The organism is Acidobacterium sp. FHG110202_01, from assembly GCF_059115305.1.
In genome coordinates this window covers 59,672-84,142 of the sequence record NZ_JBZYWJ010000002.1, presented here as the reverse complement: position 1 = coordinate 84,142, position 24,471 = coordinate 59,672, and the positions used below count along the sequence as shown (strand labels likewise).

The following is a 24,471-nucleotide window of genomic DNA, read 5'->3' as shown; positions in this document are numbered from 1 at the left end:
GCGAGTACTAAATTTCCGCGCTGAGTGAATGTAATCGGTTTCTCAACAACCGAAGTAAGCGGTTACTTTATGAAGTAAATTTGTTGGATTCTTGCTCCGCTATGCAGCCAAAAAGCGCACAGCAAGGGAGGTTTGGGGATGGCCATCGCTAAGAAGTTTTTCAGCCGACTTGGGTTTGTCGGTTGCGTTGCTCTTGCGTGTTTTTGCTTGCTACTCACGCAAAGCCCGTGCGTCTACGGTCAGGTAGACGAAGGGTCGATTGCCGGAACTATTCAAGATCCTTCCGGCGCCGTTGTCCCGAACGCACATGTCACGCTGGTGAATACCGACCAGGGCCTCACGCTTGAGGCCACGACCAACGCCAATGGTCAATACACATTTTCGCCTGTCAGAATCGGGCATTACACGGTTTCAGCTACCGCGCCGGGTTTCTCGACCACCTCGCAGCAGAACCTTGAGGTGACCGTGCAGGCGCATCTGACGGTGGATCTGCAGTTAAAGCCGGGCGCCAACACGGAAACTATTCAGGTAAACACTTCCGCGCCTCTATTGCAGACCGAAGAGGCCTCCGTGGGGCAAGTCGTCAACCAGCGAAGTGTCAATAGCCTGCCTCTCAATGGACGCAATTTCACGTTTCTTGCCCAGTTGAGTGCGGGCGTGAATACTCCGCAGGCGGACACGCGCGGCAACGCTGCGTCCGGTGCATTTTCCGCCAACGGCCTGCGCCCTGCGCAGAACAACTACATGCTCGACGGCATTGACAACAATTCCAATGCTGTCGATTTTCTCAATGGAACCAACTTCGCCATTCTGCCACCCATTGATGCGATTCAGGAGTTCAAGGTCGAGACCTCGAACTTCAGCGCCGAATATGGCCGTGCCGCGGCAGCAGTGCTTAACGCTACCGTCAAGTCCGGCACCAACAGCATCCACGGCGCAGTGTGGGAATTCTTCCGAAACGACAAGCTCGATGCTGCGGACTGGTTTGAAAATTACAACAGAACAAAAAAAGGCGAATTGCGCATGAACCAGTTCGGCGCCTCCATTGGCGGCCCGATCATCAAGAACAAGGTCTTCTTCTTTGGCGACTATGAAGGACTGAGGCGTGTGCAGGGCACGGTTCTTACCGGCTCAGTGCCTACGTTGACTGAGCGCAACAGCGGGTTCACAAATCTCTCGGACCTGATCACAGGACAGAATGGCGCGCCGCGCACGGACGCGTTAGGCCGGTCTATCCCCTACGGTACAGTTCTTGATCCGGCAACGACTCGAGCTGTAGCAGCCAATACAACGGATCTAGTTTCCGGATTTCGAAATTCCACGAATGCGACTGTCTATGTTCGCGATCCCTTCGGCACCTGCCCCGCAGGAACCCAGACTTTCACTCTAGCGGGTTGTAACCTCAATCAGATTCCTGCGAACCGCTTGGACGCGAATGCCGTCAAGCTGATGAATCTCTACCCCACCCCCAGCAGCAGCGGTTTTACTTCGAACTTCACGTCGAGCCCCAGTCTGTACGAACACCGCAATGCTTTTGATGTGCGAGGCGACGTTAATCCTTCAGAGAAGGATCAGGTTTTCGTCCGATTCAGCTATGTGGATGACCCGCAGTTTATCCCCGGCATTTTCGGGGGCATTGCTGACGGTGGAGCGTTCCAGCAGGGCATTCAGACGGCAAAGTCCTCGCAGGCTGTGGCGGCGTGGACTCACGGATTTTCGCCCACCGCTGTCAACGTCGTGCGCGGTGGCTTCAACCACCTGCACACCACGCGCTTCGGTCCGGAAGGCAATACCACAGGTATCCCGGAGCAGTTCGGGATTCAGGGTATTCCGCAGGCGTCTGAGAACGGCGGCTTGCCGTCGATCGTCATCAGCGGCCTGGCCAACCTGGGCAGCAATGATTATCTGCCTTCTGATGAAGTCAGCCAGACGCTCCAGGTTACCGATGATTTCACAAAAATCTATGGAAACCATAGTTTCAAGATGGGCATCGAGTATCAGGACGTACACTTCAATACGCTGCAGCCTGCATACTCACGTGGTGAGTTTGACTTCAACGGCAACTATGCCGGCGTTCCCGGCCAGAGCGGTGACCAGACAGGGCGTGCCCAACTCCTGTTGACTCCCATGACATCAAGCGTTGGGGGAGTAGATTACGTGGGCGGTGCGAATGAGGTACACGCATCCAACATCAGCAAGACCTACGACACACGAAACTACTTTGCGGCATATTTTCTTGATGACTGGAAGATCAATCCTAAGCTCACGCTCAACGTAGGCCTGCGCTGGGATCATTTCAGTCCTATTTCCGAGGCGAACGGCGGTCAGGCCAACTTCGTCCAAAGCGGTCCTCCGAATGGCGGCCCGGTCTATCTGATCCCAGCAAGTGGCAAAGATAATCGAGCCCTTTCGCAAGCGACTCCCGACAACGGTTTATGCACGTTGTCGCCAGGCTCACCAGCGTCAGGCGCATGCCCGGCGGGCACTACACCCCAAGGTTTTCTCGATTTGCTGGCCAAGGATGGTATCGCGCTCGGCCTGACCGACAAGTATGGAAAGGCCCTGGTCCAGACGCAGAAGAACAATTTTGCGCCTCGCTTCGGCTTTGCGTACCAGGTGAACCCGAAGCTTGTGATACGCGGCGGCGTTGGCCTTTTTTACAACGCATTTGAAAACCAGGGATACGGCCCCAACATCGGCGAAAACTATCCCTTCGTCTACAACTTTGATTTCAAAGGAACTACAGATGCTGCGGCCTTCAGCTCCGGCGCCAATCCTTATGGAGGGTGCGCCGCGGCGGCTCCCAGCGGAGCTGCGACCATTGATGCTGGACTTTCCTGCGCCGCCTTTACGCCTCTGGCAGTGAATGCAAAAGGCCTCGGCCTCCAGGGGCTCCAGTTCAACTACATCACACCGCGTACTTTTGCTACGAATTTCTCGGTGCAGTACGCGATCACGAACAGCATGTCGGCACAGGTGGCTTATGTGTTAACGGACGGCAGCGCGCTGCAGACAGGTGTCGGCAACAACAATGTATCGCAGCTGGTGCCCTTCAATACCTCGCTTACTGCCACTGCCACGCAGCCCATCAACTACGTGCCTTTCCCGGATTTCGCATCCGGTGGCAGCTATCAGAGAACCATCGGCAGCAGCATTTACAATGGACTGCAGACCAAACTGGAGCAGCGACTTTCGAATGGGTTGAATTATCTCTTTACCTATACCTATGCCAAGACGCTCACCAATGCATTCGACCTGCTGAATGGCGGTAGTGTGAGCGGCTTCCGCGCTCCATATGTGCCTGGCGCGGGAACCCGTTTCGACTGGAGCCTGGCGGATTTCGATATCCGCAACGTCTTCCACTTCAGCGGCGGGTATGAACTGCCCTTCGGCAAAGGCAAGCACTTCCTGCACGATGCTCATGGAGTTACCAATGCAGTGCTGGGTGGATGGAGCGCCAACTGGATTGCGACTCTCCAGGGTGGACAGCCGATTACGCTTAGTTGTCCCACTGGCACGACCTCTGGAACAAGTTGCTATGACCTGCAGGTTCCCGGCCAAAGCCAGAAGCTTGGACTGCACATCGACTCAAATGGAGCTCTCAGCTGGTTTGGCAATCCGAACGCCTTCCAGCAGCCTTGTGTGCTCGGTCCGGGTTCGACTCCTGGGTCAACGGTTCCTGTTCCAGGCACTCCGGGCGGCTGCATACCATTGACTAACCTCGGCGCGCTCGGCGCCCGTGGTTCTACCACTTACGGCCCGGGATTCCGTCGCCTCGACTTCTCGGCGTTTAAGGCCTTCCAGATCACGGAGCGGTTCTCGCTGCAATTCCGTGCTGAGTTTTTCAATATTCTGAACCATCCGAACTTCAATGCGCCGAACTTTGGTGGAAACGGAGTCGCCGCAGTTGGGAACTCGGGGAACTTCACCAGCTCGACCTTCGGCGAAATCGGATCGACCCGCGATGCTCCCTACGATCCGAGGCAGATACAATTTGCCCTCAAGCTCTATTACTAGGCTAAGATCGGGGCACTTCGGAAGGCTCTTTGTGGATGGGCCTTTCCGAAGTGCCTGATCTCGAGCAATAGCGAAGGTGAGTTGTGGGCAAAAGAGAATGGTCGCGGCTGGTAATCCTGAGCGGTCTTCTGGTTTGCGCCGCATCCGCTGTTTCCCAGGACAGCCAGTCGCTTGACCGTCAGTTTCAGTCGGCCATTGCGCAATACCATGCGGGGAAGCTCGCCGAAGCAGCAGCACAACTGGAAAACCTGTCGTCCAAAGTCCCAAAGAGCTTCGATGTTCACGAACTTTTAGGATTGATCTACGCTGCGCAATCGCAGAATGTAAAGGCCATCGAACAGCTCGAAATTGCAGTCCGCTTGAAGACGGACTCCGCTCCGGCGAGAACCAATCTTGCCACTGCGCTTTATCATGCAGGCAAGAAGGAACCGGCCGAAGAGCAATTCAAGAAAGCGCTTGCTATCGAGCCTGAAAGTTACGATGCTAACCGAAACCTGGGCGAGTTCTATATCCAGTCAGGAAAGATTGCTGAGGCTGTGCCGCTGCTTGAGAAGGCGCAGGCCGTCCGTCCTTCCTATGACAATGGTTACGATCTGGCGCAGGCGTATTTCCTCACTGGAAACCTTGCTCAGGCGAGGCAGCTTATCCAGAACCTGGCGCAGCGGGAAAACACTGGCGAGCTGCACAGCCTTCTGGGGCAGATCGAAGAGAAAGACGGAAAATTCCTGGCCGCCGCCAACGAATATCAAACTGCAGCACAGATGGATCCCAGCGAAGAGAATCTGTTCAACTGGGGAAGCGAGCTGCTTCTTCATCGCACATACGATCCAGCCATTGATGTTTTTGAGCAGGCTGTCCAGCGCTATCCGGATGCGCAGCGGCCGAGGATCGGGTTGGGAATGGTGCTCTATTCACGGGGAAGGTATGACGAAGCGGTCAAGTCTCTGCTGACGGCGGCAGATCTCAATCCCTCCGACCCCCGCTCGTATTTCTTCCTGTTTAAGGTTTACAGCCTTTCGCCCGGTCATGCGGGAGATGTGATCGAAGCATTCCGGCGCTTTTCAGAGCTTCAGCCAGCCAATGCGCAGGCTGTTTATTATTACGCGATGAGTCTCTGGAAAGGAAAGCAGAACCAGAGTTCGACTCCAGACCTTCAGCAGATCAGAGAGCTGCTGAGCAAGGCGGTAGCGCTCGACCCAAAGCTTGCTGATGCGCATGCACAGTTAGGCAATGTCTATGCCGAGCAGCACGATTATGAGAAGGCAATTCAGGAGTACAGGAGCGCTCTTGCATTAAACTCGAATCTTCCGGACACGCACTACCGCCTTGGCATCGCTTATTCCCGCACGGGGCAGCAGGATCGAGCGCAGGAAGAGCTTGCCCTCTACCAGCGGCTCCGGGCGCAGCAAATGGCTGAGATAGACAAGGAGAAGGCAGAAGTCCAACAATTTATATACGCAGAGAAGTCGACTCCCTCTGCCAAACCATAAGGTGCATTGGAATTGAGCTTGGAATCATCATTCACGCGACGTCTTGGTTTGAGCAGGCGCGAGTTTCTGCGCGATGCGGCAGGATTGGCGCTGGGCTCTGCTCTGACGAGCGCCAGTCCTTTTCTCTATGGCGCTGCGATGAAGAAGCGGAAGGTCATCGTCGTTACCTTTGGCGGAGGGGCGCGCGACCAGGAGACATTCTCCCCCTATGCGCAGGAGAACATTCCTCACCTGCTGCGCGAGCTGGCCCCGCAGTCGAGCTTCTTTACTCAGGTGGTGAATGAAGGGATTCTCGGCCACTATGTGGCGACGGCGAGCCTTGCCACCGGAGTGTATGAGACCATCAACAACTTCTCCTCGCTGCCGCCGGAGCATCCCACGATCTTTGAGTACTTCCGCAAGGAGCTGAAGCGGCCTTCGTCGGATACCTGGGTGGTTGCTCCCAGCAATGGATTCAACCGCATCGGCGAGAGCGAATACCGTTCGTTCGGTCCGGGTATGGGCGCGCGCGTTGTTCTGCCCAAGCATCTACTGACTGCGGCCATGTCCGGCCAGACGCAGAGCTACGATCACCTTCTGCGTGACAACTACGAGACTCCGCTGTACACGCCGCAGCTTGGAGGCGGCGAGTTCGAGCTGCAGCAGCTGGAGATGATCCTCAAGCTCTCGGTAGACGACTTCAAGGAGCATGCGCTGTCGCTGTCGAGTCCCGATGAGCTTTCGCTTTATATTGCCCGGCGACTGATGCGGCAGCAGGCGCCGAGCCTGCTCTGGATCACGATGCATGACATCGATGTGGCTCATGCCGGCGCGTACTCGCTCTATATTGAAGGCATCCGGCGCACTGACCGGCTATGCGCGGAGCTGTGGAAGGCGGTTCAATCCGAGCCGGAATATGCGGGCAATACAACGTTATTCATTCTTCCGGACTTCGGCCGCGATTCCGATGAGGACTCCGGCGGCAACGGATTTCAGCACCACCGCACGGGCGATGCAGCATCGCGAACCACGTGGATGATGGCTCTCGGCGCGGGCGTGCGCGAGGGCGTGGTGTATGACCGCCGCATTCAGTCGACCGATCTGGTGCCCACGCTGGGAGCGATGCTCGGGTTCTCGCCGGCGCTGGCGCAGGGCAAGCCAGTCTCCGAGCTGCTGAGCTGATATGCTTCCACGCGATCTCAAAGCCGGACAATTCAGCGGGTATCCTCCAGAGGCCCGCAAGCTGATAGTGGATCATCTGGCGGCTCTGCAGCAGCTGCCGCTGAGCTTTGTTCCCAACCTGCTGCGCGAGATCACCGACTATGATTTCAAGTTTCCGGCAGAGCGGTCGGCGATCGACAGGGAACTGAGCACAATCAGCTCGCTCTCGGCGGAGCAGCAGAAAGAGTGGTTCGATCCCTTTGCCCGGATCTCCATCTCGTCGAATCTGGAGCGCTTCGACTGGGTGAGCCAGCCGGCAGTGTTTGTCGAGCAGCTCTCGGCGTATCTCTGGTCGACGCATCAGCTCGATGCCTTCCGCAAGGCGGCGACCGAGTATGGCGACCGTCTGCGGGCGGCAGTGCCGCCGGAGCAGCCTGCTGCTTCGAGGCTTGGGATTGCCATCGTCGGGCAGGGAGTCCCTTCCTACGATGGGCCGCTCTTCCGCAACCTGCGCGAGCATGGGACGTACTTCTCCAAGGTCAAGCCGGCCAGTGGAGTGGAGCTGGCGCTCGGCGTGGTAGCTGAGAGGGCGAAGGCTCATCCTGCGCCGTACGCTCACTGGTATATCGATGGCGGCGCGCCGGTGGATCACAGTCCGGCGCTTACCTCAGTTTCTTATCAGGCGCTTGAGCCGGTGCGCGATGCGCTGCTGCGCAATATCCAGTCCGAGGTAAATCGTCCAGGCATGGGGCCGGAGGAGCTCCGAACACATCTGGCGCAGATGTCTCCGGCTGAGCTTGGGATGGACAGGTCTACGGATCCGGTGCTGGGGCGCTTCCAGATCAAGCTGCTGACGGAAGGCTCGGGCACGCAGATTTTCAGCACGACTTTTGTCCAGTGGACAGCGCGCGAGGCGCTGCGGCGGGCGCAGCCGCTTACTCTGCTGGCGCGGTTTGCTCCCCGGCAGCGGCAGAGGCCGATGAATGAGCTGCTGGCCGGCAGCGGCACTCCTGAGCTCGACTATGTGGGCTCCCTGGTGGATGCCGATATGGCTGCTTACTACAACTGGATCAATCAGCAAAGGCTGACGGGGTCGGAACGGTCTTCGTTCGTGGTGTGGTTTGAAGGGCAGAGCCAGGCGATGGCGATTGGGCCGTCCATTCCCCGGGGTACGGAGTCGAGCTCAGCGGCTGACCTCAAAGAGATTCTCGCCTGGGCTGTCGGATGAAGGGGGTACCCCCCTCCCCCCTATGTAGCAGTTGGTTTTATTTGTTTTCAATGACTTACGAGGGGGTTACCCCCTGCTATGTGATTGATTCTTCTATTGCTTGTGCACTACTCCAGTGTTTTCATATATTTAGCGGGGGGTCTGTTTTCTGGCTCCCCTGGACAGGGGTACAGCGCTCAGGTACAGAAGCACGAAAGCCCGCCATGAGGCGGGCTTTTCAGGGATTCTCTTTCCCTTATATTCAGAATATCAAATTCGGCGGAATGACATGCCAAAATTCTTTGGGTTATAAGTGGTTTGGATGGTTTGTGTTAGCTGAATCCTGGATGGTTTGAGGGCTTGACAGGCTCACAGAGCGTTTGTGGTGAATGAGTGACTCGGCTGTTGTCGCCGAATGAGGGCCGGATTGGTAAACGGATGCGGAATTTTCGTATGGTTAACTGATTTGGGGGAGCAACAGAGTGATCGACTGCAGAGCCGCGACAAAGAGTTATGCCTCTCAGCCTGTTCTCCGAGGCATAGACCTAGTCGTAGAACCTGGCATTTGTGCCTTACTAGGGGCTAACGGTGCCGGCAAGTCCACGCTGCTGCGCTTGCTCTCCGGGCTAGAAGAGCCAGACAGTGGTTCCGTGTCCATCAGTGGACTGGGTTTCCGAGATCATGGAGTTGAAATCCGGCGGAATCTAGGTGTGCTGCCCGAGGGGCTCGGGTTGTTCGAGTCTTTGACCATCATCGAAAACCTGATGGCAATTGGACCTATTTATGGACTCACGAAACGCGAAACAGAAGCACGAGCAACGAACCTGCTAGGGATATTCGAGCTCACACAAGGATCCCACACGGTTGCACGTAATTGTTCGTTCGGCATGCGGAAGAAGACCGCCCTGGCTATGGCCCTCCTGCACAAGCCGAGGGTCCTGCTGCTTGACGAGCCGTTTGAAGGCATCGATCCCTCATCGTCCACGGTCATTGAGACGATGCTCAGGCAACTCTTCCGCAATGGCGTTACGGTTCTGCTCACCTCTCACATTCTGTCGATAGTGCAGAAAATAGCTACTCGCGTAGTCATTCTTCGCGAAGGCCGCATTGAATCAGATTTCAACCCACCCACGGTAAACGAGGAAGTTGAGGAGGTATATTTCAACATCGTTGGCAAGCCCCAGCCGGAGGTGCCGGATTGGCTCAGATCCTAGCCCTTCTGTTCTTGTTGAAGAAACTGATGTTGAAGGAACTGAGCAGCTTTTCCTCGGTACGTTTCAACAATTTTCTGTTCTGCATCCTTTTCATCATGGCCGCGGGTATTGAAAGCAGAGCACCGAAAGCAGCATTCTGGAGCACGCTTCTCTTTCAAATTGTCCTCCTTGCGCCTTTACTTGTTACCTTTTCCGTAGATACACAACATAGGTTGCCCCCGGAGCGAGTCGCTACGTGGCCACTGACAGGTACACAAAGACTCTTGCTCAGTTCAGTAAGTTTTGCATTCAATCCATTATTTATCGTGCTGTTTCTTAGCTACTTGTTCTGGATGGGCCTGGCCGCAGGTCTCTTTTTTCTTCTACTGGCACTCATCGTGCATGGGGCGGTATACGCCGTTGGCCGTCTCCCATTCAAAATAAGGACGCCTGCAGGCCTCAGCATTTCAAGGACGCCCCTGGAGGTCAGCGGAATCGCGCAAGAGACATGGCGGGAGATGCTGGGAACCCTCGACTTTTGGACCGCGCTGCTTATAGCGGTTAGTGGAACCTTGTATCGACTGTTCGGGAGGGCACCAAAGCCCGAAGCATTTCTGATGCTCTCGTTATTCGTGGGTATTGCAATGAGCACGATCGGGCAACGCATGCTCCGTCTGGATGAAGGGCGCGCGTTGTTGCGCTATCGTCTCCTGCCGATGCCAGGTTGGAAGCTGCTCGTCACGCAGGACATGACTTTCCTGATCCCGCTTGCCGTCATGGTTTCACTCCTGAGTCTACGAACAGGCGTTGCATTTGGCTTGGTCGCGATTGCAGCCGGACGGTACCCATCGCAGAGACAGCGGGCGAACCAACGTAGATGGCGTTTCGTCGGAGGAGATCCACGTTTCGGAGTTGCACAGGTTCTCTTGGGCGGATTAGCTGGAATCGGAGCGGCAAGGACGGGACTCTGGGTCTTGGCTGTTGCTTTCGCCCTCTACGTGGTTTCCATCTTTTGGGGTGAACAGCTTTGGAAATGCTCCCTGATTGCTTAGTCAAATAACACGTCTCTGGTAGAGCTGTTTGAGCAGGTTACTCTAAGCGAGGTTCGCGGCAATGACCGACGGGAATGATGCATAATCGCCAAGTTACTTATCGACAGAAGATCGGTACCAACAAATTGACCTGTATTGATTGAAGCCTTGACATGAATATTGGAAAAGTTTACGCATTGTTCTGGCTACCGATGCGAAGGAACTACCCCAAGTTAGCTCCGCGAACGTGGGGCACCCGTATTTGTGGCTATCGATGCAAGGGCTGGCTCTGTTATCCCGTTATCGCAACTAAGGGAGTCAGCGTGGTCATGGATCTTTGTCTGGTCTGCAACTTTTGGCTAGAGAATGTTCACGGCGCGCGCGGCCAGGAGCGCCACTGTCGCAAATGAGATGAGCGCCTGCACCATCACCAGCATCTTTGCCCATCGCGAGAGAACCGGAGTATCGGTTGGTGAGAAGGCAGTGCTGGTATTGAAGGCGAGAAACAGATAGTCCACAAACTTCGGGCTCCAACCTTTTTCACCCATCGTTCGTTTGGCGTCTTCGCTGAGCGTCATCTGTGGAAACAGGAAAGCGCCGTCGGTGTGTCCTTCCTCACGCAACTCGCGAGCGCGGGGACCGCCCGCATCCAGCCTCCAATACCATGATGCAAACACGAGGATATTCGTGATCCACAGGGCTGCGGCTGAGATCAGCATGTCCTGAGGCGATTCTTTATGCGCGGGCAGAGCGGCAACAAGCAAATAAAGCGACCAGACCATATCGACCGTCACGACGGCCGTAACGATATAGCCCAGTATCCGGTTGAGGTTATCCAGCCCACGCAAACGCGACCAGACAGTTGGAATCAATAACAGGCCTACAACTACAAGAAGCAGCCAGCCCGGTCCCGCTGACAGAGATTCCGGAAGAGCCAGACGCAATCCGCCCACGGCGAGCAATGCGAGGACGGCGGGCCAGCGAGGTTCAAGGCGCTGATGATGATTCGCCATGGTTTCATTGTCTACTATGCCGACCGGGACACCGGCGCAATGACCTGGCAGCAGATTTTTCAGGAAGAATGATTATTTATGAATGGGAGGGCCTGGGACAGCAGATGAGCTTGCATCGGCTGTCTCCAGGTAAGCCGGGCGGTGAAAATCCCACCCTGGCTTTTGTCAGGGTGGGATTTCGTTTCATCAATGCATGGTGAGCATCACTACGCTGGTGGGCTGCATAGTGACGTTGTAGACGCCGTTCGAGTCGGGGGTGACGGTCTGTTCGATTTCGCCGCCGACGAGCTTGCCGTCGACACTTCCATCGAATGTACGGCCGCCGAGCGAAATGCCGCTGGTCGACTCATAGCTGGGCGCGGTGAGCCGGATCATCTCAGCATCGCCATGGCCGGGGAGGGTGATGGACATGTTGCCGGCGAACGACTTGTCCTTGTTGATGATGACGACGTGGACGACGTTGTTCTGGTCGACCATCGCCCAGGTCTTGATGTTCGCGCCGGTGTCGAGGTCGACGGGCAGCATGCGTGCCGTGTTACCCGTAGCCATGTGGAAGAGCACCAGTGAGTAGTACAGAGGATTGATCTTTGCCAGGCTGTAGACCGTTCTTCCGTACACGTTCATGAAGTTGAAGGTGAAGGCACAGTAGCTGCATCCGCTGGTGCCGTGCCAGTTGACGCCGTCTACGCCCACGTTGGCGTATTCGAACATGGTGTCGAGCGCCCACAAGGCGGAGGCGAAGGAATTGCTGATGCCGTCCACTCCTCCGTTGTCGACGGAATTGATTTCGCCGATGCGGAAGATCTGGCCGTGCCGGTGGGATGCCTGGGCGTAGTCCGCGACTGCCTGCGGGCCGGTGGTGGCGGCTGTGTCGCTCAGGAGGTAATCGTTGGAATAGCTCTGGCTTCCTGTGTACTCGCCATAAGCGTGCTGGCTGAAGATGGGAACGCTCGAAAGCTCGTGGGCATTGAAGGCAGCCATATTGTTATGCAGAGTGAGCATCGATCCCCAGGCGGGCCCCATGAATTTTGTCGAGCTGGGCACGGCCTGAAGAATGGCTCCTCTCCACTTGTTGAAGTCCGAGAGGTAATCGTTCATGTTGTAGCCGCTGGGGCGCAGACCGAGCTTGACGTAGTTGTCGGGCTCATTGCCGATCTCGATGGCATCGACGGTGTTGGCAGGCATTTTCTTGAGATAGGTATATGCCTGGTCCTGCGCCAGTGAGGGGTCGTTCGAGCCCAGGTTGACGCCCAGGGTGAAGTGGACGGGCAGGGCATTAGCGAGTTCGGCGAGAGCCTGCACGGTATCCGTATCGGGATAGCCGGTGGTGTCGGTGGTGCCGCCGCCAACGCGGATCATGAAGGGGCGGTCGCCGGGATTGATGAGATTCGTGACCAGCTGACGGTAGACCGTGTTGGCGCCGTTCTGCTGCGTACCCATGAACCACTGCGCGTCTCCCCACTCATGCGAGAAGCCGATGAAGTTGGACTGGATGTAGCGGCCCTTGTCGGTGCCGATGGTGGCTGACGCTGTGGAGCTGCCGCTGACCTGCAGGGAATAAGCCTGGCTGGTGCTGCCTCCCGGATCCGGGTTCTGCACGGTAATCAAAGCGTGAGTAGCGGATGATCCCACGCTCACGGTTGCGGCCAGCGCGTGGTTGGCTTTGTAGGTGCTTGCTACCACTTGTCCATTGACCCATACCTTGCTGTTGGGGACGAAGCCGCTGCCGATCAGGGTCACCGTGGAGGTTGTGCCTGCCTTGACGTGCGTGGGGCTCACGTTATTGACCACGGGCGTGGGGTTCATGATCGTGAGCTGATAGGTTGCGTAGACCTGGGGATTAGCCACCAGCGCTGCTTTTACCGTGACCTGGTTGCTCGAAGGCAGGCTGGCAGGCGCGAAGTAGGTGCCGGCGGCGTTGATGGAACCGGCTCCCGAGGCGATACTCCAGGTGACCGGCCAGACCTTCGAGAGGAGCGGCGAGCCGGTGACGTTGGCGCGGAACTGCACGGGCAGACCAAGCTGTGCCATTCCGGTATTGGTGCCGGTCTTATCGAAGGCATTCAGGTTGATGACCAACGCCTTGATGGGCACAGAAAGGTTTGCGGTTCCGCCGCCGCCCGGAGACGGGGTTTTAGCTGTGACCTGCACGGAGCCGACCTGGTTATCGGCAATCCATACCGGAGCTGTGAGCTGGGTAGTGGACTTATAGGTTGTGGGTACTTGCGTTCCGTTGACGTATAGCTTGGTTGTAGGTTCGAAGTACTGTCCAACTACGGTGAGAGTAGTTGTGGATGCAGTGGGCAGAGGCCATCCACTAGCGTAGCGGATGATGGGAACTGGATTGATGAGAGAGAAACTATAAGACCCGACTACCGAACCATCAGCATTCGACTTGGCAGTGACGGTTACGTTTGGATTGGAGGGCATGGTAGCCGGTGCGTAGTACATGCCTGATTGAAGACTGCCTGCGCCGGAGAGACTCCAGGTGACTCCTAAATTCAGAGTGCCGCGGACTGTGGGGACAATGGAAACGCGATCCTGCAGGCGTACAGTGTGCGTGTTGGTTCCGTCACCGTCGTAGGCGTTGAGCTGTACGGTGACTGCGCCGAATACATGCGTTACCGCCAAAGTATTCAGAAAGATGAGCGTCGCTGCACCCGTCCTGATGGAGTTGACGAGCGAGGAGGTACGTGTCCTCAATGGGCGAAAAATCATAGAGTGTCTCTCGTCGAGCAAAAGTATCCCGATTGCGCACACGACAACTGACGCAGTGAGACACAGGTCTCATGCGGGCGCATGTGGCGCATCCGGTTGCATTGCAGGCAGGGATGCCCGGGCAGGCATTAAGTCCGAAGACAGTTGACTTTCAAATGTGGTGTTTTGTTCTGAAGGCAATGTAACACATCGCCATCCGCCGGTAACGTGAATTAAATAAAAAAATGGTTACCTTGGCAGGAAATTTTTACTCTATGGTTCTAATGGGTAGTTTCAGAGTAGTTGGCACTACATGTGGGAGTAGCGGCTTCTAGTGGATTGATGCCAGTGGGCTTAGAGTCCCGGTCAGATATGCATTTTCGCCACATACAGGTTTGAGTACTACTCACTCTAGAGTTCAGGATCAGGATGACAGCATCAGGAAATTTGTATCGCTTGATTACCTGGAGCCGGAGACTACTGTGCGTCTTACAGTTTTGTTGTGGCGTGTGGTTTTCTTTGTGCGGCGGAGAGCTGCGGATGAGCGTTTATGGCGATGGCGCGGTGGATGGATGGTCAGTGCTATTTCGCGTTCGCGGGCGATGGGGTTCTGTAGATAGTTCGGATCGAACATGGCAATGACGGATGCAGCGCGTACAGTGTAATGCCTGGCCCATTCGCTTTCGATGAGAGTAGTCTGCACGGTCTTCCAGCGGCCGTCGGATGGCGGCGGATCGGCATTGAGAGCAGCGAGGAACTGCTCGAATTCTTCGAGGTTCGTGCCCATCTGGAAGACGAGGTGACTCATCGCCATCTGCTGTGCAGCGGTGAGGCGATCGAAGTCGCGGCAGTAGGCTTTTGCGTTCTCGATAGCCTGCACGGCGGAAATGCGCAACAGCCTGGTTGCTTCTTCTTCGGTGATGTCAGACGTGAGCTGGCGCCGCTTGATTTTGCGACGATAGATTTCCTTTCCCCACTCGCTCAGGTTGCGGTCGAAGCGGTCGAGGATGGTGTGGAGCAGTGCGGGGTCAAGTCCGGCGGCCTGCCAGAGCTGCGCGGATGAGGGTTCGATGAAGGGATGAGGATTGAGCGGGTCGCGCTGAGGGTGATCCGTGGCCATGACATCGAGGCTGAAGCCGGCGCCGATGAGAGGCTTGCTCGTTTTGGGGTCGGGATAGGCGGTGAGCACCCAGCCTTCATGGTTGCGGTCCTTGAGCGAAACCATAAAGGTCTGCAGGTTGAACTTGATGTCTGATGGCTTGAAGTCGAGCAGGGGCTGGATGGTCGTTGAGGATTGGTCAGTGATGGGTGGTGTTTGCGGCTGGCTCTGAGTTTGTTCCGGAGCTTGTCCGCGCGCGCGTGAGCCGCAGGCTATTGTCGCCAGCAGAAGGGTCGCACTCAGGAGCTGGTGTCTCGTGACCATCATGCAGCCACTACTTATCGAATATACCGGAAGCTCCGCGTGGTGAAGGTATGTGTTTGGGCGGCAACTGCGCCGATATAGCCGACAGCGGGGACTATTGTTTCTGTGCTCCAGTCTTCCAGGGAAAGTGGTTCGCCGGAGAAGCCTGTTCCTGTTCCTTTGAGCAAGGCCTCCTTACGTGTCCAGTATGTGAAGAAGGCGGGAAGAAATCTGTCGGCGGAGAGACTGCGCAATGCGTTTTGTTCTTTTGCTGATAATTGTCCGATGGGGAGCTCGGAGGGTTTGCCTTGTATGAGCTCGATGTCGGCTCCCACTTCGAAGTCTTTAGAGATTGCGAGCACGGCGAGGTTTGCAGAGTGGGCGAGGTTGAATTTCAGAGCATTGTCAGCGACGTGCGGTTTGCCGAATTTATTTCTTGTGAAGGTGATTTTGTCTGCGGGTATGTTGAGGTACTGCTCCAGTATGCGGCGCATGTTGGCGTGAGCGAGAATATATCGCCTGCGGTCGCGCTCGAAGATGAAGCGTTTTGCGCGGGTCTGTTCTTCTTCCGAGAGGGCGGACGGGATGGCGTCGTCTGCGGCCGATTTGTTTTCTGATTCCAGGTCGGATGCGAACACCCCCAGGTTACCCTTCGCTTCACTCAGGGGAACGTGGGGCACCCGGCATAGATCCCAGCACCAGAGATGGATTTCTTCTGCGCTGGAGAAGCGAACTGGGTTCTCCGGCGGCCAGGTGATGGACGGGATGGCGTTTTCTGCGTCCAATCTGGTTTCTGATTTTATGTCAGATGGATTATGCCCGAGTCAGAGTATTCAGGGAGAAAAGCGAAAGGCTGTAACGGCGTATTCAGCATCGTATGGATTCTTCCTCCCTGCGGTCGTCAGAATGACGGCCTATACCAGGGAAACTTTGGTGCTGCGGTAAACCGGCATAAGATCGAATCTTCACTTCGCTCAGGTCTACGGCATGGCTAATCTGGTTTCATGCGAAGAGGCTTGGTTTATATCCTGGTTGGTAGAACAGGTACGCTTTATACCGCAGTCACCAGCAATCTTGACAACCGAGTTCTGGAGCATCGAAAGGGCATTAAATCAGGCTTTGCATCCAAATACGGTTGTCACCGGCTCGCATACTTTGAGGAATTCGCCGACATCAGAACGGCGATTGCACGCGAGAAAACGATCAAAGGATGGACGCGGGCCAAGAAGATCGCTCTGATTCAATCAAAAATCCTGAGTGGCGTGATCTTGCACTGGGGCTGTCAGATGCTTATGCCGAGCCAGAGTATTCGGGAAGAAAACGAAAGGCTGCAGCGACGCATTCAGCTTCGTATGGATTCTTCCTCCCTGCGGTCGTCAGAATGACCGGCAGCGGAGTTTTGTGGTGATACTTTATGCCTGCTGGCTTACTGGCGCGGCGGCTTTCTGCTTTCTTTTGGCGAAGGCGTTGCGGATTCTGCGGCGGCGATCTTCGGGCATCAGCCAGAAGCCAAAGAAGAGGATCGTGGAATTCAGGCGCGGCGAGCCGTGGAAAAGGAATTCCTTCATCAGCTTCATGTATCCGCCGAAGCCGGACTTGCTCTTGGTGGCGCGTGGAATGCATTCCGTTGCGATGAAGTAGGAGTAAGCCTTGGGAGTGATGCGCGACCCGTTGGCGTGGGCCCAGTTGACGGAGAAGTCCCAGTCGGCGGCGCGGCTGACGCTCTTGCGCTGATCTTCGAGGTAGAAGATGATCAGCGGCTCGGGGATGACGTGGATGCCGGTGCCTGGATATTCGGCCATGCGCAGGAGCCAGTCCCAGTCCTGATGGCGCTTGAGGCCTTTAGGGAAGGGAACTTCGAGCATGAGCTCCTTTGAGCAGAAAAAGGTGGAGGTCTGAAGGAAGGCGTCTCCGTAGGTGAAGCCTTTGCGGCAGAAAAGATACTCGCTCATGGGCTCGCCGGATGCGGGAAGACGGCGCGGCCAGATCATGTCGACTTCAGGGTTTCTGGCAATGACGCGCGAGAAGACAACGGGGTAGGGCTCGGTCGCGGTTTCGGCGACGGCGAGCTGGGTGGCGATCTTCTCGGGCAGCCATTCGTCGTCGTCATCGAGGAAGGCGATCCACTTGCCCTGGGCGGCGCGAACGCCGATGTTGCGGGCTTCGGCTCCTCCCTGGTTCTGCTCAAGGGGAATAACGTGGAGCCGCGTGTCGGCGATGGCCGCAAGTGCGTTTTCAGTGTCCTTATCGGGACCGTCGATGACCACGATCGCTTCGACCTGAGCATAGCTCTGGCTCAGAACGCTGCGCACGGCGCGGCAGACGAGCTCGGGACGGAAGCGGGTTGGGATTACGGCGCTGACTTGCGGTTTCATGCAGGCTCCAAATGCTAAGTTCAAGGCAGAGTGGCTTGGTGGTGGTCCGGGACTGAAGCCCGTGTTCTTTAGATTGGTGCCTGGTTGTGGCTACCGGCGTGAATAACCCTTTTAGAGTATTCGGGAGAAAGTGAAAGACTGCAACGGCGCATTCAGCATCGTATGAATTCTTCCTTCCTCCGGTCGTCAGACGGGTTCCCTGGGTGATTCGCATCCGACATCCTCATTATAAAAGACTTCGGGGCGCTTGGGCGCCCCGAAGGTGGTTTGGCGGAAATACCTGTTTTTATTGAGGTTAAGACGCCGGCTGGAGGGTCAGCAATACTGCGCTGGTGGGCTGGACCCCGATGTAGTACTTGCCATTCGACGGGGTCTGCGTCTCTCCGCTGGCGCTGTTCACCAGGGTTCCATCGAGGCTTCCATCGAAGGTCTGACCGCCGAGGCTTACTCCGGACGTCGCTACGAAGCTGGGAGCGACGAGCCGGGTGACCTTGGCGGTGCCATAACCCGGGAGGGTGACAGCCACGGTTCCGGCGAAGTTCTCGTCCTTATTGATGATGGCGACTTCGACGTTATTGTTGGCGTCGACGGTGCTCCAGATCTTGATGTTCGGGAGCGTGCCCTGGGAGGCGCTGAGAGTTACAGGGAGCAGGTTCGAACCATTGCCTGCGGCCTGGTGGAAGAATATCAGGCCGTAATAGAGCGGTGCGACGTGCTGCAGCTGGTAGTAGTTGATGCCTTCAACGTTATGCACGCCGAAGGTGAAGGGGCAGTAAGTGCATCCGCTGGTACCGTGCCAGTTGATGCCGTCGAGTCCTGCATTGGCGTATTCGAACATGGTGTCGATGGCATAGAGCGCTGCGCTGAAGGCGTTGCTGATGCCGGCGATGCCACCATTGTCGATGGTGTTGGATTCGCCAATGCGGAACTTCTGGTTCAATCCGTGGATGGCGGAGACGTAAGGCTGAAGCTTAGTGGGATTCTGTGTGGACACGATGGGGGTCAACAGATAGTCATCGTTGAAGGCCTGACCTGATTCCGTATAACCGCCATAGATGTGCTGACTGAGGTAGTTGAGATACTGCGAATCGAGCTGTTCATACTGGGCCACATTGTTCTGCCAGGTCTGAACGGCTCCCCAGGCAGCTCCCATGACCCTGACGTTGGCATTGATGCCCATCTCCGCCTGGAGGATGGAGGTGCTCCAGGTGGTGAACTCGTTGAAGTAGTCCGTGACGCTGTAAGTGCTGGACCGGAGACCGTTAGTGGGATACACGTCAGGCTCATTGCCGACTTCGAATGTGTCGATGCTGCCTGCAGGCATGTTCTGGATATAGTTCACGGCCTGGTCGACGGCGAGCTGCACGTTGTCTGAGCCAAGATTGACGCCAAGGGAGAAGTGCACGCCGAGGGCCTGGTTCAGCTCAGCAAAGGGCAGGACCGTCTGATCGCTCGGCTCGGTTGTGGTGTCCGTGGTGTATCCGCCGACACGGATGAGGAGCGGCGCACCAGGGTTGATGATGTTCGAGATGAGCTGTCTATAGGCGGAGTTGACGCCCATGGCCGAACTGCCCATGAACCACTGTGCATCACCCCATTCATGCGAGAGCCCGACGAAATCCGGCGGGATGTACTGGCCCGGCGTGGTTGAGACTGAAGCATTGACGACGGTGGAGTTGGTGAGCGAGAGCAGATAGGTGGAGCTGGTCCCACCGCCCGGGGTGGGATTGACGGCGGCAATCTCAAGCGGAGAGGCAGCGCTGCTGCTCGCCGCGATAGGCGCTTTGACTGCTGTCGCTGAGAGATAGGTTGTGGCAACGGATGCACCGTTGACGGTGAGTGTGGTGTTGGGTGTGAATCCGCTTCCGGTGAAGGTCACGGTTGTTGTCGATCCAGGCGTTACGGAAACCGGCGACGATGCATTCACAGCCGGCGAGGGGTTGCCGAGGGTGAAGGTATAGGTTGCAGTCACTGCACTGTTCTGCGCGAGGGTTGCGGTGACAGTGATGGAGGGGTTCGCGGGCATGACGAAGGGCGCGGTGTAGATGCCGCTGCTTGAAATGGTGCCGCCTCCGGTCACGCTCCAGTTCACGCTCCAGTTGAAGTTGGCATCGCCTGAGCCGTGGAGTTTGGGGACGAACTGCATACTGTGTCCGAGCGAAGTGGTTGTGGGCGATGCGCCGGTTTCGTCGAACTCCCACAGGAGAAGCGTAAGCGGCTTGATGGGCGCGCTGAAGGAAGTGCTGGTGCCTCCGCCGGGCGTGGGGTTGACAGCGGTGAGAGTGACATTGCCCTGGACGGAATCGGCAATGGGGATTTGGGCCACGATCGAAGTGGGTGAGCTGTAGGTTGTTGTCACCTGGGTGCCGTTGACCGATACTACGGTGCTCGGCGTGAATCCGCTGCCGGTAATGGTAATGGCATTAGTCATGCCAGTGGTGAGCTGATACGGGTTCAACTGGTTGAGGACAGGAACCGGGTTGATGAGAGTGAGGTTGTAGGAGGCTGATATCCCGCTGTTGTCCGAGAGAGCGGCGGTGACAGTGACGCTGGCGCTTGACGGCATTGCAGCCGGAGCGGTGTAGAGGCCGGTGTTCGAGCTGCTGCTTGCAACCGTGCCTCCGCCAGTGACGGTCCAGGTCAGCGTGGAATTGGCAGCGCCGGTGACGTTGGCGACGATGGAGACATTGAGGCCGAGGCGCGCGGTTCCGGTATTGGTTCCGTCAGAGCTGTAGGCGGTAAGGGTGATGCTGGCCTTGGCCACGGGTGCCTGAACCGCAGCACTGGTGCCTCCGCCGGGCGCCGGGTTCACCGCAGTGAGAGTGAGCGAACCGGTGGCCGAAGCGCTGACAGGAATCTGCGCGACGACTGTTGTCGGCGACTGGTAGGTTGTCGGGACGGCAGAACCATTCACATAGATGACTGTTCCGGAGACAAAGCCGGTGCCGGGAATGGTTACAGTGTCAGTTCCGCCAGTCGGGAGCTGTGCCGGATTTGTGCCGTAGATGGTGGGCACGGGATTGACCAGCTTGAACGAATAGCTGGTCGCGATGGCTGAGTTGTCTGCCAGAGCGGCAGTGACGGTAACGCTGGTGTTCGTGGGCATGGCCGCGGGTGCGGTATAAATGCCGCTGCTCGAAACCGTGCCTGCACCCGATACGGTCCAGGTGAGCGAAGCGTTGTTCGTTCCTGTGACGTTCGAAGTGATCGACACATTCCGTCCCAGTTGCGCTGTTCCGGTATTAGTTCCGTCGGAGCTATAGGCAGTGAGGGTGATGGTGGGCTTGGCGATCTGCACATTCACCGCAGCACTGGTGCCTCCGCCCGGTGCGGGATTGACGGCATTCAGCGTCAGCGTTCCGGATGCTGTTGCGCTGACAGGTATCTGCACCGTCACCGAGGTCGGAGAGACGAATGTCGTTGCAACGTTTGCTCCGTTCACCTGGATGACCGTCCCCTGCACATAGCCGGTGCCGGGAACAGTAACCGTATCAGTACCGTCCGTGGGTAACGTCGATGGATTCGTGCCATAGATAGTGGGCACCGGATTGATCAGCGTGAAGGTATAAGAGGCGGTTACTGTAGTGTCAGAAGTAAGCGTAGCAGTAATAGTTACGCTTGAACTGGAAGGCATGGCTGCGGGCGCTGTATAGACGCCGGCGCTGGTAATGCTGCCCGCGCCGGAAAGACTCCAGTTCACGGTGGTGGCGGATGAGCCAGAAACGCTGGCCTGCATCGAGACACTCTTTCCGAGGCGCGCCGTTCCTGTATTTGTGCCATCGGAGCTGTAGGCGTAGAGCTTGATGGTGGCAGCGGCGTGGAGCTTGTTCTGCCATCCGAAGAGGAGAGTAAGCACAACGAGTGAAATTATTACACGGCAAAAGAAGGGACGACTGGTTACTCTCACAGCTAACGGGGAGCATATTTTCATGGAGATTGAACCTCAAACTGAAGTGAGCACACGTTATCAAAGTAACCATTTCAATACAAAGAAAAAATTACGTTTTTCCTGTAAAAGTTTCGTTTAGAGGTCACGAAAGTTAGATTCCCTGCTTCTCGCAGTGTCAGATTGTGATCGCCTGAAAACGGAATCTGAGGTGGGAAAGAACCAGAACCTATCTCATGCAGCTGCATCTAACTACTGAATCTTAGGTAGTTAGCGAGTGGGTTTAGTGAAATATGTGTCTTTACACAAGGGCCCAATACAGGGTAAAAAAGTACTAGAAACCCGCGCCCCCGCAGCCCTATTCTGATTAGCCCTGAATTACATTTTCTGTCTCGGCGAGCTCTCGTAAGGAGTAGTTTCAATGTCCGTCCTTCGGCTGTTTAAGCAGAAGGTAATTTCATTACCGGATTCACCTGCTGTTGTGTGTGGTGAGGTCCGGCTCACGTATCGCGAACTGGAGGAGAGATCCAATCAGATCGCGTGCGCTTTAGCGCGGGCCGGCATCAAGCGGGAGACTCCAGTCGGCGTGTTTCTCGACCGCTCGGTCGATGCGGTGGCCTGCATTCTCGGAATCTGGAAAGCAGGCGGCGCTTATGTTCCGCTCGATCCGGAATACCCACCGGACCGCCTCACCTTCATGCTGGAGGACTCGGGCGCAAGCTTTCTGCTGACGAATGCGAATGCGGTATTTCCCAGTACTACGGCAACGATCCTTTCGATTGAGAGCATCTTTGCCAAGCCGCCTGCGTTGAGCGCCGATTTTGCGTACGAAGAGCCGGCAGCAGACCAGCTGGCGTACATCATCTTTACTTCCGGATCCACGGGCCGGCCGAAGGGCGCGGAGCTCATCCACGGTGGCCTCGAGAATGTTCTCGAGGCACTGCAGAACGACCTGCAGCTCGGCCCGACGGATGTGGTGCTGGCCAGCGCTTCGGTCTCGTTCGATGTTTCGCTCGAAGAACTGCTGCTGCCGATCACTTCCGGCGCTTCCGTCCACATCATCAACCGCAAGGTGGTGACCGACCCCAGCAAGTTCATAGAAGTCATCGACGTGGTTCACGCCACGCTTGTCTTCGGCACGCCTACGTTCTGGCGCATCATGCTGGAGGCGGGATGGAAGGGAAGTCCGAAGCTGCAGGCGATCACGGGCGGAGAAGTGCTGCCGCCGTCCCTGGTGAGCGCAATGGCGCCCAGGTGCCGCGCGCTGTGGAACCACTATGGGCCGACGGAGACCACCATTTGCGCAACGACCGAGCTGGTGAAGGCGGGAATGGACCGTATCACCATCGGGCGGCCTCTGGCGAATGTTCGCGTGCATATTCTCGATGGGGCGATGCAGCCAGTGACTGCCGGAGAAATCGGCGAGATGTACATTGGCGGTGCGGGCGTGGGACGCGGCTATCGCAACCGGCCCGATCTGACGGAAAAAAGCTTTCTGCCTGATTTGTTCGATCCCACTCCGGGAGCACGCCTCTATAAGACCGGCGACCTTGCGCGTCTTCTATCTGACGGGCGCCTGGATTTTGTAGGCCGGGCCGATGGACAGGTAAAGATTCGCGGCTTCCGCATCGAACTTGAAGAGATTGAGGAAGTCATCCGCCAGTGTGAAGGCGTGCAGAATGCGGCGGTACAGGCGGTGGAGTTTGGTCCCGGCGACAAGCGCCTGGTGGCGTATTTCGTGGGAGCGCTGAACCTGCCGCAGGAGCAGATCAAGAGCTACCTGCGGGACCGGCTGCCATCGTTCATGGTGCCTTCGGAATTTATTGCGGTGCGCTCGCTGCCTTTGATGCCGAGCGGCAAGATCGACCGCCAGGCGCTCAAGGTGCTGCGACCGAAGTCGTCCGGGCAGGTGCGCGTGGTGCAGCCTCCGGGCGATGAGGTAGAGCACAAGCTGGTGCGCATCTGGGAGCAGATTCTGAAAGTCCGGCCTCTCGGAATTACGGACAATTTCTTCGATCTCGGCGGACATTCGCTGCTGGCTGCGCGCATGTTTGCGACGATGGAGAAGAAGCTCGGCGTCTCGATTCCACTGTCGATGCTGGTGGAGAATCCGACGATCGAACTTCTCGCCACGCAGGTGCGCAAGCAGCTACAGGGCGATGATTGGCCGGGACTGATTGCTATTCAACCGCTGGGCACGAGGCCTCCGCTGTTCGTGGTGCATGGACTGGGAGGGAGCCTGTTCACTTTCCGTCCGCTGGCCGCGACTCTGGGCACGGACCAGCCGGTTTATGGGTTGCAGCGCGGTGAGAGAAGCTCTGACCGACCGACGATCAGAGCTCTTGCGGCGAGATATGTAAAGGATATTCAGACGGTCGATCCAGTAGGTCCGTATAACATTGCCGGCCACTCCTCAGGCGGGATGCTTGCCTTTGAAGTGGCTTCGCAACTGGTTGCTCTCGGCAAGGAGGTCAATGTTCTGGCCCTGCTCGATTGCGATTACCGCTTTGGAAAACGATCGTCTACAACTTTAAGTTCAACTGTCAAACGGCTGAATTTAATAGAGATTCTGAAGCAGAATTATCGGCACGCAATCCGCCAGGCATCAGAAATCGGCTGGAATGCTCTCTTTTGGCGCCGGTACTTTCATGAGAGAATCAAGATGCAACTCTGGCTTCTCAAGCATTCTCCTTGGAAAAATAAATACTACCCCAGCCTCTTCGGAGCAGAGGCCTATCTGGCTCTCTCCGCAGAAAAATATGAGCCCCAGCCATATCCAGGGGACGTGATGCTGTTCATCGCAGAAGAGGCGGCGAAACCGAACGATGATTTCGGCGCTGGCTGGGCGAAGAGCGTTTTGGGTAAGTTGTTGATTTTAAAGGTACAAGGTGGTCATCAGTCGATGCTGACCGAGCCCAATGTGGCCTCTCTGGCGAAGGAGCTTACGCAGCGCCTGGAGAGAAGGGCATCGGCAGAAGAAATGGTCGTAGGCCTTTAAATCACTTGTTTCTGGCGTCACT

The 24,471-nt window shown here is 56.6% G+C and carries 14 protein-coding genes; 8 read left to right on the top strand and 6 right to left on the bottom strand.

The window, feature by feature from the left end:
- Positions 1–138: 138 nt before the first annotated feature.
- The 6 genes from AC5S16_RS03870 to AC5S16_RS03845 all read left to right on the top strand — a co-directional run bounded on the left by AC5S16_RS03870 (position 139) and on the right by AC5S16_RS03845 (position 10,099).
- On the top strand, positions 139–4,017 hold the full coding sequence (locus AC5S16_RS03870) for a carboxypeptidase-like regulatory domain-containing protein (protein WP_493928710.1): 3,879 nt from the start codon (positions 139–141) through the stop codon (positions 4,015–4,017).
- 83 nt (positions 4,018–4,100) lie between these two features.
- Positions 4,101–5,507: a tetratricopeptide repeat protein gene (locus tag AC5S16_RS03865; protein ID WP_493928709.1), complete on the top strand. Its 1,407-nt coding sequence runs from the start codon at positions 4,101–4,103 to the stop codon at positions 5,505–5,507.
- Between the two features lie 18 nt (positions 5,508–5,525).
- The gene (locus tag AC5S16_RS03860) at positions 5,526–6,668 is read left to right on the top strand and encodes a hypothetical protein (protein ID WP_493928708.1); all 1,143 of its coding nucleotides are present in this window, start codon (positions 5,526–5,528) and stop codon (positions 6,666–6,668) included.
- 1 nt (position 6,669) lies between these two features.
- The gene (locus AC5S16_RS03855) at positions 6,670–7,875 is read left to right on the top strand and encodes a hypothetical protein (protein ID WP_493928707.1); all 1,206 of its coding nucleotides are present in this window, start codon (positions 6,670–6,672) and stop codon (positions 7,873–7,875) included.
- A gap of 461 nt (positions 7,876–8,336) precedes the next feature.
- Positions 8,337–9,068 carry an ABC transporter ATP-binding protein gene (locus AC5S16_RS03850; protein ID WP_493928706.1) on the top strand — a complete coding sequence of 244 codons (732 nt, stop codon included), beginning with the start codon at positions 8,337–8,339 and terminating at the stop codon, positions 9,066–9,068.
- On the top strand, positions 9,053–10,099 hold the full coding sequence (locus AC5S16_RS03845; protein ID WP_493928705.1) for a hypothetical protein: 1,047 nt from the start codon (positions 9,053–9,055) through the stop codon (positions 10,097–10,099). The genes AC5S16_RS03850 and AC5S16_RS03845 overlap by 16 nt, the downstream gene beginning before the upstream one ends.
- Before the next feature lie 338 nt (positions 10,100–10,437).
- On the opposite strand, the gene AC5S16_RS03840 is transcribed toward AC5S16_RS03845, so the two are convergent.
- The 4 genes from AC5S16_RS03840 to AC5S16_RS03825 form a co-directional block, all read right to left on the bottom strand.
- A complete protein-coding gene (locus AC5S16_RS03840) occupies positions 10,438–11,091 on the bottom strand; it encodes a hypothetical protein (protein WP_493928704.1) in 654 nt (217 codons plus the stop codon).
- A 186-nt stretch (positions 11,092–11,277) separates the two neighbouring features.
- Complete coding sequence (locus AC5S16_RS03835) at positions 11,278–13,809, bottom strand: glycosyl hydrolase family protein (RefSeq protein ID WP_493928703.1); 2,532 nt, start codon at positions 13,807–13,809, stop codon at positions 11,278–11,280.
- A gap of 439 nt (positions 13,810–14,248) precedes the next feature.
- The gene (locus AC5S16_RS03830) at positions 14,249–15,214 is read right to left on the bottom strand and encodes a hypothetical protein (protein WP_493928702.1); all 966 of its coding nucleotides are present in this window, start codon (positions 15,212–15,214) and stop codon (positions 14,249–14,251) included.
- An 11-nt stretch (positions 15,215–15,225) separates the two neighbouring features.
- Complete coding sequence (locus AC5S16_RS03825; RefSeq protein WP_493928701.1) at positions 15,226–15,975, bottom strand: 4'-phosphopantetheinyl transferase family protein; 750 nt, start codon at positions 15,973–15,975, stop codon at positions 15,226–15,228.
- A 231-nt stretch (positions 15,976–16,206) separates the two neighbouring features.
- On the opposite strand from AC5S16_RS03825, the gene AC5S16_RS03820 reads away from it, so the two are divergent.
- On the top strand, positions 16,207–16,575 hold the full coding sequence (locus AC5S16_RS03820; RefSeq protein ID WP_493928700.1) for a GIY-YIG nuclease family protein: 369 nt from the start codon (positions 16,207–16,209) through the stop codon (positions 16,573–16,575).
- Positions 16,576–16,602: 27 nt separating this feature from the next.
- On the opposite strand, the gene AC5S16_RS03815 is transcribed toward AC5S16_RS03820, so the two are convergent.
- Complete coding sequence (locus AC5S16_RS03815) at positions 16,603–17,565, bottom strand: glycosyltransferase family 2 protein (protein WP_493928699.1); 963 nt, start codon at positions 17,563–17,565, stop codon at positions 16,603–16,605.
- 295 nt (positions 17,566–17,860) lie between these two features.
- Entirely contained in the window at positions 17,861–21,421 is a 3,561-nt protein-coding gene (locus AC5S16_RS03810; RefSeq protein ID WP_493928698.1) for a beta strand repeat-containing protein, read from the bottom strand.
- Between the two features lie 451 nt (positions 21,422–21,872).
- Here AC5S16_RS03810 and AC5S16_RS03805 point away from each other — a divergent pair, with 451 nt between their 5' ends.
- Positions 21,873–24,449 (top strand): non-ribosomal peptide synthetase, encoded by a 2,577-nt coding sequence (locus tag AC5S16_RS03805; protein WP_493928697.1) that lies wholly within the window; start codon positions 21,873–21,875, stop codon positions 24,447–24,449.
- The last annotated feature ends 22 nt before the right edge of the window (positions 24,450–24,471 follow it).